The sequence below is a fragment of the Paenibacillus sp. FSL P4-0176 genome (assembly GCF_037975265.1).
Taxonomy (GTDB): domain Bacteria; phylum Bacillota; class Bacilli; order Paenibacillales; family Paenibacillaceae; genus Paenibacillus; species Paenibacillus amylolyticus.
Genome location: NZ_CP150242.1, coordinates 4,087,801 through 4,105,189 on the forward strand (window position 1 = coordinate 4,087,801; position 17,389 = coordinate 4,105,189).

The 17,389-nt window shown below is 45.2% G+C and carries 18 protein-coding genes and 1 riboswitch; all 18 genes read right to left on the reverse strand.

What is annotated here, in order from left to right:
- The 18 genes from thiS to MKY95_RS18485 all read right to left on the reverse strand — a co-directional run bounded on the left by thiS (position 1) and on the right by MKY95_RS18485 (position 17,381).
- Positions 1-204, reverse strand: a complete 204-nt coding sequence (gene thiS, locus MKY95_RS18400) for a sulfur carrier protein ThiS (RefSeq protein ID WP_036613636.1) — start codon at positions 202-204, stop codon at positions 1-3.
- A complete protein-coding gene (gene thiO, locus MKY95_RS18405; RefSeq protein WP_339193721.1) occupies positions 201-1,373 on the reverse strand; it encodes a glycine oxidase ThiO in 1,173 nt (390 codons plus the stop codon). The genes thiS and thiO overlap by 4 nt, the downstream gene beginning before the upstream one ends.
- A gap of 17 nt (positions 1,374-1,390) precedes the next feature.
- Positions 1,391-2,053 carry a thiamine phosphate synthase gene (locus MKY95_RS18410; RefSeq protein ID WP_339193723.1) on the reverse strand — a complete coding sequence of 221 codons (663 nt, stop codon included), beginning with the start codon at positions 2,051-2,053 and terminating at the stop codon, positions 1,391-1,393.
- A 226-nt stretch (positions 2,054-2,279) separates the two neighbouring features.
- A riboswitch (TPP riboswitch) is annotated at positions 2,280-2,389 on the reverse strand.
- 75 nt (positions 2,390-2,464) lie between these two features.
- A complete protein-coding gene (locus tag MKY95_RS18415; protein ID WP_339193725.1) occupies positions 2,465-4,015 on the reverse strand; it encodes an ABC-F family ATP-binding cassette domain-containing protein in 1,551 nt (516 codons plus the stop codon).
- Between the two features lie 138 nt (positions 4,016-4,153).
- Complete coding sequence (locus MKY95_RS18420) at positions 4,154-5,137, reverse strand: hypothetical protein (RefSeq protein ID WP_339193727.1); 984 nt, start codon at positions 5,135-5,137, stop codon at positions 4,154-4,156.
- Positions 5,124-5,675, reverse strand: coding sequence for a hypothetical protein (locus MKY95_RS18425; protein WP_339193729.1), 552 nt, complete (start codon positions 5,673-5,675; stop codon positions 5,124-5,126). The genes MKY95_RS18420 and MKY95_RS18425 overlap by 14 nt, the downstream gene beginning before the upstream one ends.
- Entirely contained in the window at positions 5,672-6,070 is a 399-nt protein-coding gene (locus tag MKY95_RS18430; RefSeq protein ID WP_339193731.1) for a hypothetical protein, read from the reverse strand. Before MKY95_RS18430 ends, MKY95_RS18425 begins: the two co-directional genes overlap by 4 nt.
- 16 nt (positions 6,071-6,086) lie before the next feature.
- Positions 6,087-6,572 (reverse strand): hypothetical protein, encoded by a 486-nt coding sequence (locus MKY95_RS18435; protein WP_036673846.1) that lies wholly within the window; start codon positions 6,570-6,572, stop codon positions 6,087-6,089.
- A 62-nt stretch (positions 6,573-6,634) separates the two neighbouring features.
- A complete protein-coding gene (locus MKY95_RS18440; RefSeq protein ID WP_339193732.1) occupies positions 6,635-8,701 on the reverse strand; it encodes a hypothetical protein in 2,067 nt (688 codons plus the stop codon).
- Positions 8,691-10,517 carry an ATPase, T2SS/T4P/T4SS family gene (locus tag MKY95_RS18445; protein ID WP_339193734.1) on the reverse strand — a complete coding sequence of 609 codons (1,827 nt, stop codon included), beginning with the start codon at positions 10,515-10,517 and terminating at the stop codon, positions 8,691-8,693. Before MKY95_RS18445 ends, MKY95_RS18440 begins: the two co-directional genes overlap by 11 nt.
- A 7-nt stretch (positions 10,518-10,524) precedes the next feature.
- Positions 10,525-11,355, reverse strand: a complete 831-nt coding sequence (locus MKY95_RS18450) for a hypothetical protein (RefSeq protein ID WP_339193736.1) — start codon at positions 11,353-11,355, stop codon at positions 10,525-10,527.
- Entirely contained in the window at positions 11,352-12,065 is a 714-nt protein-coding gene (locus MKY95_RS18455; protein WP_017688052.1) for a hypothetical protein, read from the reverse strand. Before MKY95_RS18455 ends, MKY95_RS18450 begins: the two co-directional genes overlap by 4 nt.
- A 75-nt stretch (positions 12,066-12,140) precedes the next feature.
- Positions 12,141-13,160: an SAF domain-containing protein gene (locus MKY95_RS18460; RefSeq protein ID WP_339193738.1), complete on the reverse strand. Its 1,020-nt coding sequence runs from the start codon at positions 13,158-13,160 to the stop codon at positions 12,141-12,143.
- A gap of 24 nt (positions 13,161-13,184) precedes the next feature.
- Complete coding sequence (locus tag MKY95_RS18465) at positions 13,185-14,663, reverse strand: serine/threonine protein kinase (protein ID WP_339193739.1); 1,479 nt, start codon at positions 14,661-14,663, stop codon at positions 13,185-13,187.
- 230 nt (positions 14,664-14,893) lie between these two features.
- Positions 14,894-15,943, reverse strand: a complete 1,050-nt coding sequence (locus MKY95_RS18470) for an SAM-dependent methyltransferase (protein ID WP_339193741.1) — start codon at positions 15,941-15,943, stop codon at positions 14,894-14,896.
- A gap of 6 nt (positions 15,944-15,949) precedes the next feature.
- Positions 15,950-16,723: an ATP-binding cassette domain-containing protein gene (locus MKY95_RS18475; protein ID WP_339200007.1), complete on the reverse strand. Its 774-nt coding sequence runs from the start codon at positions 16,721-16,723 to the stop codon at positions 15,950-15,952.
- A gap of 2 nt (positions 16,724-16,725) precedes the next feature.
- Positions 16,726-17,043, reverse strand: coding sequence for a thioredoxin family protein (locus tag MKY95_RS18480; protein ID WP_036673857.1), 318 nt, complete (start codon positions 17,041-17,043; stop codon positions 16,726-16,728).
- The gene (locus MKY95_RS18485; protein WP_017688046.1) at positions 17,043-17,381 is read right to left on the reverse strand and encodes a cyclic-phosphate processing receiver domain-containing protein; all 339 of its coding nucleotides are present in this window, start codon (positions 17,379-17,381) and stop codon (positions 17,043-17,045) included. Before MKY95_RS18485 ends, MKY95_RS18480 begins: the two co-directional genes overlap by 1 nt.
- Positions 17,382-17,389: the final 8 nt, after the last annotated feature.

The window sequence follows — 17,389 nt, forward strand, 5'->3', positions numbered from 1 at the left end:
TCAACCGCCTCCTACAAAATGTACAATCTCAATTCGATCGCCTTCTCTTAATGCCGTCGTTTCATGGTACTCGCGGGTTAAAATATGCTTATTCAGCTCTACAACTACAGTCTTGACTTGCAAATCAAAAGATTGGAGTAATTTATCCACACGATTCAATCTGTCTTCAATCTCCATCCGTTGACCATTAACGATGATATTCACTGCACCACTCCCTTTCTGTTCAATCGCTCAGGGCTCAGCGCCTCAATTCCGAGCTCTTCTGAGCTTTTGCCCGCGAGCAATTCAGCGATTAGTCTGCCTGTTATCGCACTGAGCAAAATACCGTTACGGTAATGTCCAAAGGCGGCAAACAGCCCGGGAACACTTTCGCAAGCACCTATATAAGGTAGACCATCCGGAGTTGCCGGCCTTACGCCTGCCCACGCCCGCAAAAATTGTGCCTCTTTCATCCCAGGCACCCAGTGGGTAGCCGCTGTTAATAGCTTCTGAACACCCTGTACAGAAACGTTTAAATCCGTTCTGCCTGGCAGACTGGTTGCCCCGAGCCAAACCTCTCCATTGGCTTTGGGAACAATATAGATATCCTCTGCATACACCGTTCTGTCAGGTCTGTACCCTGCATGTTCATTTGAGAACTGAACGGCGGCTATTTCACCTTTTACAGACCACACAGGCAAGCTCAGATTCACATGTCTCATCAACTCTTCACTCTGTAATCCAGCCGCTATAATGACATGTTTGCATTTCATCTCACCGATCGATGTGGTGATCCCCTGCACGCCGTGTTCGTTTGCTTGCACACGTATATCCTGTATGTCCTCAATGACCCCCGCTCCCAATGCTTGAGCGGATTCAGCATATGCCTTCGTTAGATGGACTGGAAGAATCTCACTCTCATAAGGTCTGTAGTAGGCTCCATACGTATCTCTGTTAAGCCATGATGCCTCCTGTTGCACAACGGAACGATCCCACCACACCTCATCAGCAGAAGCAGACAACGCAGACTTCCGATTGTCCTTATAACTACTTAATTCACTGTATGAACGAAAAGGAGTTAGGAATCCCTGGCGTTGCAGACCAGTCTCTGCCTCACTTAGTGTAGCCATTAGCACCTGTTGCTCATGAAGTAACTGTCTACTCTGTCTGGCGAGCTTAGCCATCAAAGGATGAGCAAAATCCTCACTATCTGCCGCCAGCATTCCAGCCGCCGCACAAGAAGTGCCTCCCGCAATCGCCGAACGCTCCAGCAACATCACATCCTGTCCACGGGAAGCAAGCTCATACGCAATGGCACAACCAACAACGCCTCCACCTACAATAATCGTTTCTGCATGAATCTTATCCGGTCTATCAGTAATGATCTTTTTCATCCTCTCATCTCCTTGATTCAGCGGCTCAAACTTTCTGTAGCAACGATAGCCTGCCTTAATAATGCAGCAGCCCGATCCGGGGAATCGCTCGCCCATACATTCGAGATCACAGCGACTCCCTGTGCGCCTGCAGAGCGAATAGCGTGAATGTTTCCCGGTTCGATGCCCCCAATTGCCATGACAGGAATGGAGACACCAGAGCACACTTCAGCCAGAGCATAAAATCCTCTTGGTTCAAGATCAGGCTTACTGTTGGTTGAGTAGACATGCCCGAAGAAAAGGTAATCAGCTCCCCGTTCTTCAGCGATTTTTGCCTCATCGATTGAATGAACAGATACACCCAGACGAATTCGCTGGACATTGCTTATAACAGCAGGGTTGTAGTTACGTATAGCCTCTTGCCCCCAATGTACACCGCCATAGATGTCATTCTGTGGTGGCAGTTCTGAACCATTGATAACGATGCGACAAGACGGAACGCCAACGCTACGCAGACTTTCAGCCCAACCGATCTTGTCTTGCCACGAGAATTGTTTCTCTCGTATATGGATGTAGTCCACCCATGGCCAAACGTCCTTTGCAGCTTTTACAAAAGATGCTTGATTCCCTACACCCGTAGATACAACATGCAATTCAAATGATTCGTGAACATGTTCATGAGAACTTACCGTACTGTTCATCCCCTTCCATGTGTGAATGCTATGAAAACACAAAAAAGCCACTCCCGTAGGGGAGTGGCTGCGTATTAATTATAGGACCAGATGACTGACTGATACATACAGTTCATTTCGTGCAATAAAGCTATAGACCTTATAGCCATAACGTTATACACGCAACTGCATGTTTCAATTCGTTAAGCAGACGGTTGAAATCCTTCCGAATTGCCGTTTGCTCACGTCATCCACTGAAACGCGCTCGCCACTTCCCTACGCTGGTATGATCCAGATCAGGTGCAAAGGGTCCGGAATCGCATTCTTCCATCTCAGCCACATCGTGTGGCCCCCCTAGTGTTCATATGAAGTTGTAGCCTATGTTACCATAGAAGGATTTTTTTGTCACCGTTCATTTCTATTAAGCGTTGCTTGAATTGTCTAGTTTTTCTCAGACCATTCTTCAACATTCCATGTTTTGGTAACCCAACCCTCGTAGAAATCAGGTTCATGAGATACCAGCAACACCGTTCCCTTGAATTCTTGCAAGGCACGCTGTAACTCAGCTTTAGCTGTGACATCCAAATGGTTCGTCGGCTCATCGAATAGAATCCAGTTGCTTTCACGCATCAAGAGTTTGCATAGACGAACCTTGGCTTGCTCTCCACCACTCAGCATGTTAAGCGGACGGGTAATGTGCTCATTTTTCAACCCGCAGCGAGCGAGATGACCCCGGACCTCATTCTGGGTCAAATGTGAAAACTCATTCCAGACATCCTCAATCGGCGTGATATTTCCAGCACGAACTTCCTGCTCAAAATAGGCCGTTTCGAGATAATCTCCCAAAAAGGTCTTTCCACTGAGTGGAGATATTTTGCCCAAGATGGTTTTCAGCAGCGTCGATTTACCCACACCATTACAACCTACGATGGCAATTTTCTCACCACGTTCAATTGTCATTGTCATCTTAGGCAGCAAAGGATACGTATATCCAATTTCAAAATCAATGCCCTCAAAGACCGTTTTGCTACTCGCACGGGCATCCTTGAATTTGAACGTTGGTTTGGCCGCTTCATCTGGACGATCAATACGTTCAATTCTGTCCAGCTGTTTCTCCCGGCTCTTCGCTCGACCTGAAGTTGAAGCACGTGCCTTGTTACGCTGAATGAAATCTTCCTGCTTCTTGATGTACTCTTGCTGCTTCTCGTACGCATCAATATGCTGGGCTTTATTCATATCAGCCATCTCGAGGAACTTGTCATAGTTCGCTGCATATCTCGTTAATTTGGCAAATTCCAAATGATAAATGACATTTACGACTTCATTCATGAATTCCGTGTCATGGGAGATTAAAAGAAACGCATGAGGGTAGTCCTTCAGGTAACGTGACAACCATTCAATGTGCTCTACATCCAGATAGTTGGTCGGCTCATCCAGCAAAAGGGCTGTAGGTTTCTCAAGCAGAAGCTTGGCAAGAAGCACCTTGGTACGTTGCCCACCACTTAGAGCTGCGACATCCCGATCAAGACCAATTGCGGACAAACCAAGACCATTGGCCATCTCTTCCACTTTTACGTCAATCAGATAAAAATCGCCCTGTTCCAGTTGTTCCTGAATATCGCCCATCTCTTCCAGCAACTGCTCCAGCTTATCTGGATCTGCATCTGCCATCTGGTCCGTTATATTCATCATTTCTTTTTCTAATTCAAGCAACGGAAGGAATGCATCTTTAAGAACGTCACGAATAGTTTTGCCTGGGGTAAGCTTTGTGTGCTGATCCAGATATCCATAACGTACCTTAGGTGTCCATTCTACTTTTCCACTATCTTTAAGCAATTTACCGGTAAGGATGTTCATTAATGTGGATTTACCCACACCATTGGCACCAACAAGTCCTACACGCTCTCCGGCAAGTAAACGAAACGATACATTTTTAAATAACGTGCGATCTCCAAAATTGTGACTTACGTTCTCTACTGACAATAAACTCATAAGATGAGGTTGCTCCTATCTATTAGACATTACTTTTGTTATTGTTCCGAAACCCTATTCTAGCACAGGTCCCGTCTTTTCTGAAAGTAATGTAAACAGTTCAGGAACCTCTTACATGATTTTATCATACAGGCTACCCTAACGATTAGAGCATTTATATTCAAAATAGCCTTGTGCAGCTGCTTGTCTTGCGTCTGTGAACACCTCTTCAGCACGGTAACCATTACCACATGTGGAGGGGTAATAGTACTTGATACCCGTTAAAGGATCTACCCCACCTACGATAGCCGTTTTCTTCACAAGTCTGCCTCCACCGATCGCATAATTGTTGATCTTTTGGTCACCCACACCTATACCTTGGATAAAGGCCATAATCCCTGTATCGTTAATGGAGTTGTACCAATCTTCCTGCGCAATCAGGGGCATCGTAAACGTATAGGAAATACCGTTCTTTCTGGCAAACTCATTATGGCGGTTAATCACATCAGCCAGATCATCCTGTACAGCAGTCACAATCCGGCTTTGTCTAACTTGCTCAAATACGCTGGTATTCTGAAGTAAAGGAATCTGTGTGCTTGAGGCCAGTTCTTTTTGGAATCCCTCAATCCATTTCCCTGCGCTTGCGTCAAAGGCATATACGTAGTCGTCCAGTGTAAAGTTAATACTGTTACCATTAGAATCTGAATATGTATAAGGTTTCTTGGGACTCCACACTTGCCTTAAAGAATCTTCACGGTTACCTGTCAACTCTGTTTCTGTGGACAACATATAATAGCCATCATAATCCAGAATAACCACGGCAGGAATGTAATTAAACATGTTTCGAATAGCTGCAGGATCATTCTGAATCCCCATATTCAAAGCCATCGTCTGCGTAAATGTCAACAAGGCAAGCTCTTTGTCCGCTTTAACAAACTTGGTTGAATCATAACCTGCTTCATCATTTTGCTTCTCATTTTGATGCATCACTGCACCTGCATCCATGACTGCAGTTTGAAGTGCAGATCTGTATCGTTGGCCAAGATATTGAGCCTCCTCGGCATCTTGCGTATGGAGTGAGATGATCCAGAAGAGCGGGAAAAAGATCAGCACGAATACAATGGAAAGCTCAGTAATCTTCATTGAGGACCATACCTCCGTATGTTACAAATACTGCTGAAGCCTGAGCCGTACCACTCAACCATTCACGAATAAGCATGGAAGGTGTCCGATTTGTATTTTGGAGAGTCACGGTGAAAAAATCCCCTGTCGTCAACATATATCTTCGGCCAGGATCATCAACCGGTATCACACCTGAGGATGGGAATAGTCTTTCTCGAATCTGAGCTGCATAATATCCATCCTGCACTACCTCATAGGTCCCGGTAAAACTGTTATTGCCCATCGGGTCTGTATAATGAGGTACATATTTCTTATGTAAATGTTCCATCGACAACTCATACAGATTGCCCGTCTGGGCCAGTTGCTCCTCAAACTCAGCCAACATTCGAGGTGAAATATATCCTTTCGTTCGAACAGCATCAACAAAACGTGTTACATTCTGAACAGCCGTCATACGTGTTATATCATCCTGTCGATCGGCTGTTTCAGCAGCTGGGTACACATAGAGCAGAAGGACTGCGAGCAATACGGCAAGCAGCTTGGATGCGGCATTAATCAATTCACACTGGCCTCCTTCCAAAAAACAATCTTGAGCAGTTCTCCAGTTTCATTTCGTATAAACTCTGGTCTGTAGTTGGCATCGAGTTGGACAGGAATCGTCGCTGTTTTGCTGACAAGTGGATCGATCACATACGAAGTCCCATCTACCACCACAGGAATGCCTGTGCCTGTCATCTGTCTTACGGTATGCAACACTTCCGCACCACTATACTGATACGGATTGGTGGTATGCAGTGTTGTTGTCAGCCGACCTTCCATGCCTGTTGTTGTCTGTACTCTGTCGTTCAAGGCCGCTGATAAAATCTTAACATTCTGTTGCCCGTACAGGCAGGCTGTCACAAAAAGGACAACCGCCGTACAAAACAACATGAGATGCTGGGTATTCCGGGACATGTTAAACCAACTCCTGTCAGGATTGCTGGAAGATCAGCCCTCTTACCACGTTCGAACGGTCTTTTACGATAATGGCTTTGAATTTACCACTTGGATTGACATATTGATTTTCTTTTTCACTCATGGTCTGGTTAATAATCCCCACTTTATCGTCGGGTGCAATAACCGAGCCGTAGTCCGCATTATTGAGATCCTGTGAAATGTTTAATTGATTGCCGTACCATTGACCCGCTTTATTTTTACCTGTAATAACTTGAATACCGAACTGATCCTTGTCCGCATATTTACGCAGCGCATTCGTTACCTGTGATCCACTGATGGTTGTTCCGTCATATACCGTAAATGCAGCCTGGGACAACTCGGTTTGGATATCAGCAAAATTGTTCTGGGCCGTCTTGGTTGCCTCCTGAGCCGAAATAAACAACAGAACTACAATTGTGATCAAAGCGATTGTTAAGAATATCCCTGCTGCCACCTTTAAAGCGCTTGATGCATTGTTCATGATAAATCCTCCCAAGTTATAAGTTATTAAACTATTTCAGACTGTCACACAGATGAATTGTGCTACAGTTTCTGAATTTGCTCATAATAAATGCTCATCTGTAAGAAGCTCATACCGACCAATGGAATAACCAGATACAAAAAGATAAGGGCGTACATAGGTGTAAATCCAATGGTTCTCCCCCATGATGCTTTGACATCTATCATTTTGCTGTACTCCTGTTTGCGTTGTTCAAAATAAAATGCCATCATGCTCTCAAGATCATCGAAGGCTTCACATATTGAGATTTTGCCAAGGGCAAGCTGTAATTTATCAACCAGTCGCTGGAACTCCGGCAAGCCCGCCTCCTCCTTTAATTGTTCAAGTGCAAGCTCTGGTCCATGTTCAAAATGCAACAAACATTTTTGCAGCGGGCGCTTGAAAATGACGGCAAATCGATTAAGCCACTCCAATATCTCCTCAACTGACATCCGGTCCATCTCACGCAAAATGGAAATCACTGTCTGGAATTGATAGATTTCATGTCGCATATCCAACCTTCGCATTTTCCGCTGAAATAACATAAGCCATACGGGCATGTAGTACCCCGCTGCACCCATGAGAATGGCTATAATCATTTCCCACCAGCGTACATATTGATTGTTATACACCTCAAGTTTCTGCATAATGCGCGTGATGGTCTCATTCTGGGTATCATGGTCCATCTGAACGGGAGATAACTGCTGTAACGCGTTGGCGACTTCTTCGTATGTAGCTCCTCGGTTCATTTCTACACTTTCCAGCACGGATTGATCCAATGCTGTTTTTTCCTCAGCTTTCCTGAGATCCGCTTCAGCCATTGCACCAAACATTCGATCATCCCGGATCGGATCATACAAGATGTGGTTACGTTCAACCTGGTGCAACAGCAAGATGCACACCATTGTAAGGACCAAACAACCTGCGAATAACATTACTCGTCGAATGGCAAGCCATTCGTATTTCAACTCTGAACTGCTCTCCCTCATGAGCCGTATCGTTTGACTGTACTGTGCACTGCCAGGTTTCGCTGCAAACAACATCGTCAATTTCCGTATGAAGGTCTGCCTGTACAGAAACTGATCCAACCATGAATGCTTATGCCCTGACCGGTAACGGGTCTCATCGTATTGCTGGAGCCTTTGCAGAAGCAAATAAGCAAGGATAATGATGACATAGATCGATATTTTGGTAACAAAACCGATTTTGCTGCGATAAAATTCATCCATCGTTGGGAAACTGACTCTGGCCCAGCGTTCGATTGGAGCGGTGAACAATACCGGAGCTAGCGCGATGATATTAAGTCCTTTGAGCAGGTAATCCAATTTATCACGCCGCAATATCTCCAGATGGATCTCCTGAGTCAGGTTACCCAGTCCGTTAAGATAAATAGAGCCTTGTGCTCTGTCCTTATCCCCAAACTCCATAACCATGTAAGAAACGCCGGCGAATCCTTTGAGAAAACGGTTGGGAGCCACTTCATAATAACGCTCAAGTGCTTCATTTGGATCTGGAGAAGTTAGAGCTTCGTAGATCAGTCTTACCTGTTCTGCTGCTTCTCCTGTACCTGCTTCAGCGGCTTCATAGAGCGCTTCCTCAACCATGCCATGCTGATGATACCGATGCCTTACATCTGCAAAGACATCCAACATCTGCACCAGCAACCTTTTTTCCATACGACTGAGGCACATATCCAATACCAAGCTGTTTAGCACCACAGCACAGAGTACGGAAAGTATTACAAAAGCGATACCCGGCTGCAGAAGAAATAGAATGACACTTATGCCTCCATAACCTCCAAGAATAATCAGAACCACTGTCATCGTCAGCCTGCGAAGTGAGGGCTCATCCCCAACATGGCGGAATGAAATACGTTTCTGCACCTGTAGAATATAAGCTGATAGCAGTGGCACTTTCATTCCAAGACGGTAGGACTGCAACAAGATTGATCCCAGTCCCTTGAATCCCTTCCCGGTAGGAGCAAAAATCACGCCGGATTGACTTGTTGAACCACCTCCTCTGTGACGTAACATGCTTAAAACCAGAAGTGTGATCAGCAAACCTCCTGCACAAATACTTAATACGAGGAGCAAAATCCATTTAATTGTCATGCTGATCACCCCAGTGTTGCTTCATAAACAGTTCAAACTTCTCGGCATCCTTTAATGTCATCTGTTCTCGCATATCCACCATGCTTCCAGAAGAGATTGGAGCTGTTGCAACATACGCTCCATCTCTGTACTCCACAACATTATGAAATGTAAAACCTGCCCTCTCTTCCACGCTATCACCTTGATTCGCACGAGGAAGACACTCCGTAATTCGTTCGATATATCTTCGTCCTTCAGCATCTTTCTTCATATGAACATCGAAGTTGATTACACTCACAACCTGCTCCTCAGCAATATGCTCATGCTGGAACATACCTGTCTTGAGCAAGGAATTACGGAGGGAGAAGACCAGATCACGAAACGTTTTGGCATGGTGGGTAAACAGGGTGAACAGACTGGCAACCTGAGACATTTGAATCATCCATGCGGCCACCTCATCACTCGCAACCTCACCGAGAATATTGACGGTACCATCCGTTTTTTTCTGCAAATCAAGCCCTTGTTGACCTGAAATGTGTTCGGTCTCTCGGAAACTCAAAATATTACGCCGACTATAGATCCGTCTTAATTGAAGTTCAAACGCCATTTCCTGCACCCGAAGGGTGTACGATGCATAGATGTGTTTGACCATAGCCATAAGCAACGTTGTTTTACCAGAACCCTGCGCCCCGGTCACAGCTGTGATCCGGCTTCCTTTCATCAGGTATTGAAGCAATGTAATTGGCAGATCTGCGTTGTTACCCGTAATTAACTGTTCAAGTGAAGCATTCGGAATATCGAACTTCCGGACGAAGAACGCCCACGATTCTGCAAAAGGAGGTCTAACCACAACGACACGGGAGCCGTCTTTCATCTCGTTCACCTTGTATCCACTTGCTTCCGACAACTGTCCGGGATAATTGTATTTGTATATATTCTGGCATACCCTTTTCAGTTCACGGATGCTTCCGAATGACAGAAAGGATAGATGAATGGACTTACCTTTATAGAAAATCCAGACACTTTCCATGCCGCTAAGCGGTTCTTCATGTGCATCATCCACCAGTCCTTGATCCAGCAAATCATTCCATGATGCCGGTTTTCGAAGTCCCATATTATGAAGAGTATCAAACATACCGCTAACACCACCACTAACACCGTCAATACGTTGGTCCCTTATCTCATCAACAACCGAGAATCCTTTATAATGTTGGTAGATACGTTGAACGATGATATCCGTCTTTTCTCTGAATCCAAGCTCTCGATATTCACACTCGAACACATACTGAATATCCTCCTCAGAAATATAATAACTTCCTCCATCGTCCGTACCTTCCTCCATTCTCAGTCTGCCAAGATCGTAGGTATCAATCATTCGGGAGAGTGCATCCACACCGAATTGCTGTCGGTACAGATAAAACACAATCTCGAATCGGTCCTGGATCGTCAGCAAATCTGGTTCTGCAAACAAAATAACTTCATCTACATTTGATTGGTTCAGCCCTATGCTTCGGGTCAGGAGATCCCCTATCAGATTTTTGACATACGTTTTGTCGCTGATACTGCCTGAGACACAGCCCTTCAGTGCTTTTCTCATCTCGGCACGCTGATTAATTCTTCGACGATACTCTTCTTCATGCAGACCCGCATCCGCGAGCTGACTATGACTAAGCTCATGAAGTGAGTTCTTCACCTTCTCAATCAACATGTCAATCGTGAATGATTCCTGTTCAGGAACACGAGCACTCTTTGCACGAAGAAACGTTCTATACTTGACCCAGATATAAGTCAGGCACAGAATCAAAATCAAACTTATCCATATGGTATTCCAGAGCATCGGAGGTTCAGGCTCCCCTTTCCAGCCTCTTCAGAACTGTGCGCATACCTGCACCGTCCATAATCAGGCGAGCGAGTTCGCTCATGCTTGCAGCAAAACTCCCTTTACGAATATCCTTATCCTCAGTCAAACTTTCCAACTGCAAGTATCTAGCGACATCTCGCCGATTCATTGCATCCAGGTATCCGGTTGTGTACGGTATAGCAGATATCGTGCCTTTATATCTGAACTGGCGCCGAATATTGGAAAGCGTTGCACGGGAATGCAAATCGTATTTGTTAATGACAACATGTATATTCTTATTGTTCATTCGTTCTGGCAGGATTTCTTCAAAGAACAACTCCAGATTCCGCATATTTTGATCGAGATTAATTACAACATAGTCCGCCTGTTGCAACTTAAGCTGTGAATCAACACCAGCATGATCCGCATCCAGAAGAACCAGATCATAATACTCGTTAGCTACATTCAGCAGCTTTTTCACAGTCTCACCATGTTCCTGCGTGGAACGTTCCATCTCATCAATTCTTCCGGTTAGGAAATCAAGTCTTTCCTTCAGAAGTGGCTTGGTATAATCCCTGAGATTGTGCTTATTCAGACTGCCGCTCGAATGCAGCCGTTCAATCGCATCCCAGCCACCCTCTTCAAAGGAGAACATAAAATCCGCTGAATCCGTATCTTTGGATGGTAGAGCAGCTTCTGTGCCAGTTCCGGCAAGACCTGTATTAACAAGTAACACTCTTGTCCTATAGTGAAGTGCCATCGCATAAGCACTAATTAATGTGCTCGAAGTGCAACCTGTTCCTGCAAAAGGGCTCCAAAAGGTAATGGTGCTCATGCTCTCATCCTCTCTGCTTCTTTCATCGCACGGCGACTGCGAACACTTTCCCAACCTGTTAACTGCTCGACCACGCGACACAACGATTTTTTGTAATTTCGTGACAGAGGTCCAAGATGAACTCGGCGATGATGCTCATTCTCAAGCTTAACCGCAGCTGTTAACTCATCCCACGGAAGCACTAAGGATTCTCCTGTCCACACAAACGGACTGCCTTCCAGATACGCCCATAGATAACGAGCTTCAAGCTTGCAGTCAACCCCGTTAATTAAGAGCCGCTGAAATGACAGCTCACCAGGTAATGACTGTTCTTCAAGCAACCGCTTCAACCATCCCTTGCCACGTTCCAGATTGTAACGTTCATAATCACTCACCCAGACTCTTACATCAGCGGTTAGCCAGAGATTACGTGAAGCAAAATGCGAGGTCTCCATGTCATATAACACATAGTCATAACTGTCCAATCGCTCTCCATTTACTTCAAGATGATTCTCTACAGCTGCTGAAGTGACAAAATGACAAGCGATATCAAATCCTTCAAATTCCGTAATTCGCAAAGACTGTTGACTGTCACCTACACCGTACCCATACTTCTGTTGTAAGGTTCCATCTACGAGTAAGACCTTGTTGCCTGTTGAAGCCAATATCTTGCAAAGATATAACATCAGATCATTCTTCTCACATAAACCCGCAAAGATCCATGTATGCATAGATGTTACAACTCCTTTCTTTTTCTCAAACTCCTTGTTATCTGAATTATTCTAAAGTAAACCTCAGATTTCACTCTATTCTCCACCCGTTAGCAAGCTCTGCTGTTCTGTTTGTAAAGCTTCAGCAGGATCATTTACGCTTCCAGAATTAGCTCCTGCTCCGTTTCCTGAACCATCATTCCACATCACTCCATCCGACGTTGCCGGATTATTTGATGATGGACGACTGTTATATGTAACTGAGGATTGTGCCACATCCTGTTCAACCCCTTTTGACGGTGCTGTCATGGAAGCGGCCAGTGAACTTTCAAGCGAACTTCGCACCTGTCTGGATAATTCCTGTTCGGCTCGTCGAACAATATTCGGATCACTCTCCAGCAGTTTTAACACTTCTGAATTGGCAGGATACGTCGCGATTGCAGGTGTCTGAAACTGTGGTTCTACATAGGTTAAGGCATAGATTGAAGCTTTATGTAAATAGGCATCTACAATTGCACTTGAGAGTGACAGAATTTCTTCCTCCGTCATCGTAATCCATAAGGTAGCTGCATTGAGTCGTTCCACTTTTTTCTTCGATAAGAGAACATAGTCTTGTCCGGTAGGGAATTGGATACGAACATCAATAATATCTCCCTTAACAAGTGAGGACGGCAGTAATACAACTTGCAGCTCTCGATTTCTTAAATCAGGCGGAGCCGGTACATCCTCATACACCATCTCGGTGGTAATGGCTGTTCCTTTTTTCAACTCTATTTTGGCCACTTGGCCTTCCATCTGCTTCGTACTGGACCAGAGGTTTCTCGGTGCTTGTGCATCCGGAACAGCAATGAGCTTCAGATCCTCCGGTAATATCGGTTCACCTGCTTCAATATCCCGAATCGTAACCCATCCTTGTGCTCCCGAATCCCATTGTTGCTTTAATTCAGCTTCCTTTTCCTCATATGCCGATAAATAACGGGCTTCTACAGCTGACCTGACATCCCCCATCGTTTTGACATTGTAAATAACATATCCTCCGAACACCAACCCTACAGCTCCTGCTCCGATAAGTCCGGCATAGATCAGTTGACGGCTTTGTTTTCTTAATTTAGACAAAAGAGGCTCTCCTTTCGTAATCTTCTAATCATGTACTTTCCTTCGTGAAAAGAACGAACGTTTCTTGGGCTGCTGTCCCATCATATGCGTTAAAATATGAGAAAACACTTTATCCATCTGTGCGTCCTTGTCAAAAGGGTCAATATGTAACGGCAACCCATATACACTTGATGTATCCAGAGCTTTACGAATGCGCTGAACTGCTTCACTTGCTGCCAGGGGCAGACAATATATCCATTTCTCTCGTGGATACCGATGATGTGATCGAACAAAAGCACCAATCTCCGCCTGTCTCCATTCGGCACCTGAGCCAATAACAATAGGTAGATCTGCACGCAGGAATTCTTCCAGCCGGTTCTGGTCCTGACCACTACCGAGATCCATCACGATGAACTGATAACTCCCCCCAAGCAAAGACAAAATATCCGCTCGCCCGGATTGTTTCCAATAATGCACACCATCCACTGCAAACTGTCTGCCTGCTGGTACCGGTTTACCCGCTTGAGCGATTTGTTGAATCCTTGCAAAGGATTGAGAGCGAGGTGACATTTCAATCACAGCTACTTTGAAGTTTTGCCTTTCGAGATAATGACTGATAGCTATAGCCGTGTGGGTAACCCCTACACCAGATGAAGCACCAGTCAAGGCAATAACTCTTGTTCCCCCATTCAAGGTCATCGTTGTATCTCCACCAGACGTTGTTCCGCCAGGTATTCGGAGCAGTTCCTTCCTTACCTCATCGGCAGATTGGAATCGCTCCTCGGCATTATACCTTAACAGTCTTCTCGCCACAGGGATGTATGTCCGCGGAACATCACTTCGGATAGAGCTTTCCACACCCTGAATCCATTCCGTATACGCACCACTTGTGATAAGATACAGGAGCAATGCTCCGAGTCCATAAAGATCTGAACGCGCATCGGTCTGACCCGCGCCATACTGTTCTGGAGCGGCAAAACCAGCGGTACCCAACTTAACGGTATCTTCAGCACTTTGCGGTTTGTAACTTCTGGCGATGCCAAAATCAATTAATCTTACTTCATGTTCCGGCGTGATCATGATGTTTGATGGTTTCAGATCCCTATAGATCACAGGTGGATTCAGATTATGCAAATAACTCAACACATCGAGCAATTGAAGTACAAGCTCCGTCAACTGCTCCATCGGGATCTTCCCACGACACTGCTTGAAATACTCACTGAGTGTTAACCCGTCGATGTATTCCATCACCAAGTATGTGTACCCGTCTTCATCCGGAACAAAAAAATCAACAATTTGCGGCAATCTTGGATGACGAAGAGATGTTAGCAGTGCTGCCTCCGTCTCCATACTGCCTTCATATGGCATAATCGTTACACTTTCTTTAATTGCCCATATCTTGCCCGGCAACTTCAGATCCTCCGCCTCGTATACATGGCTCATTCCGCCTGTTCCCAGAATGGATACGATACGATATCTACCTCCCAGCAGGCTTCCGCGTTCCAGCCTGGCCGGATGTCTCATACCAATTCCTCCTTCAATACACAACAAAAAAGGGAAAGCTTCACCGAAGAAGAACAGACCGGATATCCGGTTTCGTTCACTTCGGGATGCTTTCCCTCAGGTTTGTTATGGTTAATATTGGTATCATTATAGTACAGGCAGGAATAGATTGTAAAGCACAAAATAAAATGAGCTTAATCGAATCAATTTCATAATGCTGCCTTTAGCTACTTTAATCAAAGCTAGATCTCTTAATATTTGACCATATAGAGTGTAATCTCTTCTCGGTTATGGAACAACTGCTTGGAACGTTGAATCTGCATCCGCGAACGCTCAAACGTATCAATAACATCTTTAATGAGCGCTAGCGGTTTTTTATGCAATAACTTCACGGTAACAATCGCTGTTCCTCCGGGTTGCAGGCTATATAAAAGATCCGATACAAGTCGGCTCATCAGCTTCGGACTCCAACTCATATCACATACGAGCAGGTCGAATTCTCCTTCGCGGAAGCGCACATCCCCTGCATTCTTTTTCAAGAAAGTCAGTTTGGGTGATGCCAGCAGCGTTGCATCCATCTTCGCCGGATCTACCGCCGTTACTTCAAGCCCGCGTTCAAGCAGGAACGAGGTCCATCCACCTGGTGCAGCCCCGATATCAAGTGCTTTATGAAATGAAGTAAAGTCAATGCCAAACGTTAGCTCGGCTTCAAGCAATTTGAATTTGGCCCGCGAGATCTGCCCATCTTCTTTTTGAAAACGTACGGCTCCCCCGCTCCAATCTGACAGGTTCTGTTCAGGTCTGGATATGCCAGCATACAACATATCATTCGTTGCAAATACAGAAATGACATATTCAGCATCACGTACAACCCATTCACAGCCTAACTCATCCAGCTTTTCAGTTAGCAGTTGCTTCAATGAGGCTGCATTTTCTTGCCAAAAGGCCCCTTCTGTCTTCCGTACCTGTAGCACGACAGAGGCACCGTTCAATTCCTTATGATTCAACACAAATGCAATCAATTTCTCAATAGACTGCTCCGAATCTTCTGTATTCTCCTGAAACTGAACAGGTTGAATATGACGTAAAAACGTTGGATACTCTGCCCACAACTTATCTGCAACTTCTTCCTCCGCTACAGGCAGACCCGCAAGCAATATTTCTCCTGGTACGAGTACCGTGCTCTTCACCGCACCAAACGTACGGCGCAACTCTTCCTGAGCATAAGGGGCAAAGCCATGATTGGCCGTGCAGATAAAACGGGAGAAGTTGCCTTCTTCCCAAGACGATTGTGTACTCAAATTGTGTTACCCTCCAGAACGTATGCGTATCCACGGACGACCATTATCCCACTGGATATCGACCGGAACATCGTACGTATGCTTAATTGTATCTTGTGTCAAAACTTCATGTTTGGGGCCGGCTGCCGCAATACGTCCATCGCGGATCAAGGCCACATGTGTAAATAAAGGTACGATCTCTTCAACATGATGTGTTACATACACAACTGTAATGTTACGCTGGCGCAGACGATCAATCTCAGCCAGCATTTTCTCACGTTCATATAAATCTAGGCCGGCACAAGGCTCGTCCATAATCAGCAATTTTGGCTCGGCCATTAATGAACGAGCGAGCATGACTTTTTTGCGCTCCCCTTGGGATAACGTTCCAAGCGGGTTGTTAGCCAGGTTGGCAAAATCCATGTCATCCAGCAAACTCATTGCCTTTGCTTTTACTTCATCCGGAATTGTCTGATAAAAACGCAAAAAAGCATAAGCTCCTGTAGCGACGACCTCCCATACCGGATCTCTTGGTGTGAGTTTCTCAATCAACGTTTGGCTGATATAACCGATTTCCTTACGAACTTCCCTGACGTCACATTGTCCATACAGATTACCGAGTACTTCAATACGTCCCTGGCTTGGAAACATATATCCGTTCATCATTTCCAATAACGTTGTTTTGCCAGAACCATTCCGACCCAGAATAACCCAATGTTCTCCTTGTTCGATGCGCAAATGTACGTCATCCAAAATCTGATTCTCTTCTCGTCTAAGTGAAACATGTTCCATCGAGATTATACTCATTTCAGCACCGCCTTCCGGATCTCCGAGAGCAAATGCTCCACAGAGCTCATCCGATAAACCATTTTTGGAACATCTTGCTGGCCGTCAAAAAGCATCACTGCTGGAACGCTTGAAATTTGAAATTGTTGTACAAGTTCAGGAATGTCATGAATGTTCATTTCGAATAAAATACCTTCTGGCAGCATGTGCTCAACGACCTCTAACATACGCCGTGCTGCCGCACATGTCCCACATAAAGGGGTATATATAAATACAGCCTGTGGCATGCCTTCCCAAACACTACGCATTAACATTTTGGATGTAATTGGCTTCATTAACTTTCTTCTCCCGCGGCAACACGCAGCATGACCTCACCCGTCATTGGTCCATTATGAATGGTTACCGAATCGGGTTTATTGCTATATAACATCTCGTACATCTGGCGTTTCCCAAACATACTGGACGTATGCAAATAGATCTCGCGCGGAAATAAACCTTCTCGTACAATAGATGCCGCGACCTCACCGCCATTGGGCGAATCTGGACCAAGCTCATAATCCAGAGACAAAATGTCCACGTCACCTTCTCTTAGCAGCATCAGGCACTCTTCTGCATTCGTTGCCAGAACAAATCCTTTCGGACATGCCCGATAGTCATCCAAAAAAACATGCATACAATCGC

What these genes read in the sequence shown, in the direction of transcription:
- MKY95_RS18485 (WP_017688046.1), bottom strand. Translation starts at nt 17,381, where the DNA reads ATGCATGTTTTTTTGGATGACTATCGGGCATGTCCGAAAGGATTTGTT.
- MKY95_RS18465 (WP_339193739.1), bottom strand. Translation starts at nt 14,663, where the DNA reads ATGAGACATCCGGCCAGGCTGGAACGCGGAAGCCTGCTGGGAGGTAGA.
- MKY95_RS18435 (WP_036673846.1), bottom strand. Translation starts at nt 6,572, where the DNA reads ATGAACAATGCATCAAGCGCTTTAAAGGTGGCAGCAGGGATATTCTTA.
- MKY95_RS18420 (WP_339193727.1), bottom strand. Translation starts at nt 5,137, where the DNA reads ATGAAGATTACTGAGCTTTCCATTGTATTCGTGCTGATCTTTTTCCCG.
- MKY95_RS18455 (WP_017688052.1), bottom strand. Translation starts at nt 12,065, where the DNA reads ATGCATACATGGATCTTTGCGGGTTTATGTGAGAAGAATGATCTGATG.
- MKY95_RS18415 (WP_339193725.1), bottom strand. Translation starts at nt 4,015, where the DNA reads ATGAGTTTATTGTCAGTAGAGAACGTAAGTCACAATTTTGGAGATCGC.
- MKY95_RS18440 (WP_339193732.1), bottom strand. Translation starts at nt 8,701, where the DNA reads ATGACAATTAAATGGATTTTGCTCCTCGTATTAAGTATTTGTGCAGGA.
- MKY95_RS18410 (WP_339193723.1), bottom strand. Translation starts at nt 2,053, where the DNA reads ATGAACAGTACGGTAAGTTCTCATGAACATGTTCACGAATCATTTGAA.
- MKY95_RS18480 (WP_036673857.1), bottom strand. Translation starts at nt 17,043, where the DNA reads ATGAAGCCAATTACATCCAAAATGTTAATGCGTAGTGTTTGGGAAGGC.
- MKY95_RS18430 (WP_339193731.1), bottom strand. Translation starts at nt 6,070, where the DNA reads ATGTCCCGGAATACCCAGCATCTCATGTTGTTTTGTACGGCGGTTGTC.
- thiO (WP_339193721.1), bottom strand. Translation starts at nt 1,373, where the DNA reads ATGAAAAAGATCATTACTGATAGACCGGATAAGATTCATGCAGAAACG.
- MKY95_RS18450 (WP_339193736.1), bottom strand. Translation starts at nt 11,355, where the DNA reads ATGAGCACCATTACCTTTTGGAGCCCTTTTGCAGGAACAGGTTGCACT.
- MKY95_RS18445 (WP_339193734.1), bottom strand. Translation starts at nt 10,517, where the DNA reads ATGCTCTGGAATACCATATGGATAAGTTTGATTTTGATTCTGTGCCTG.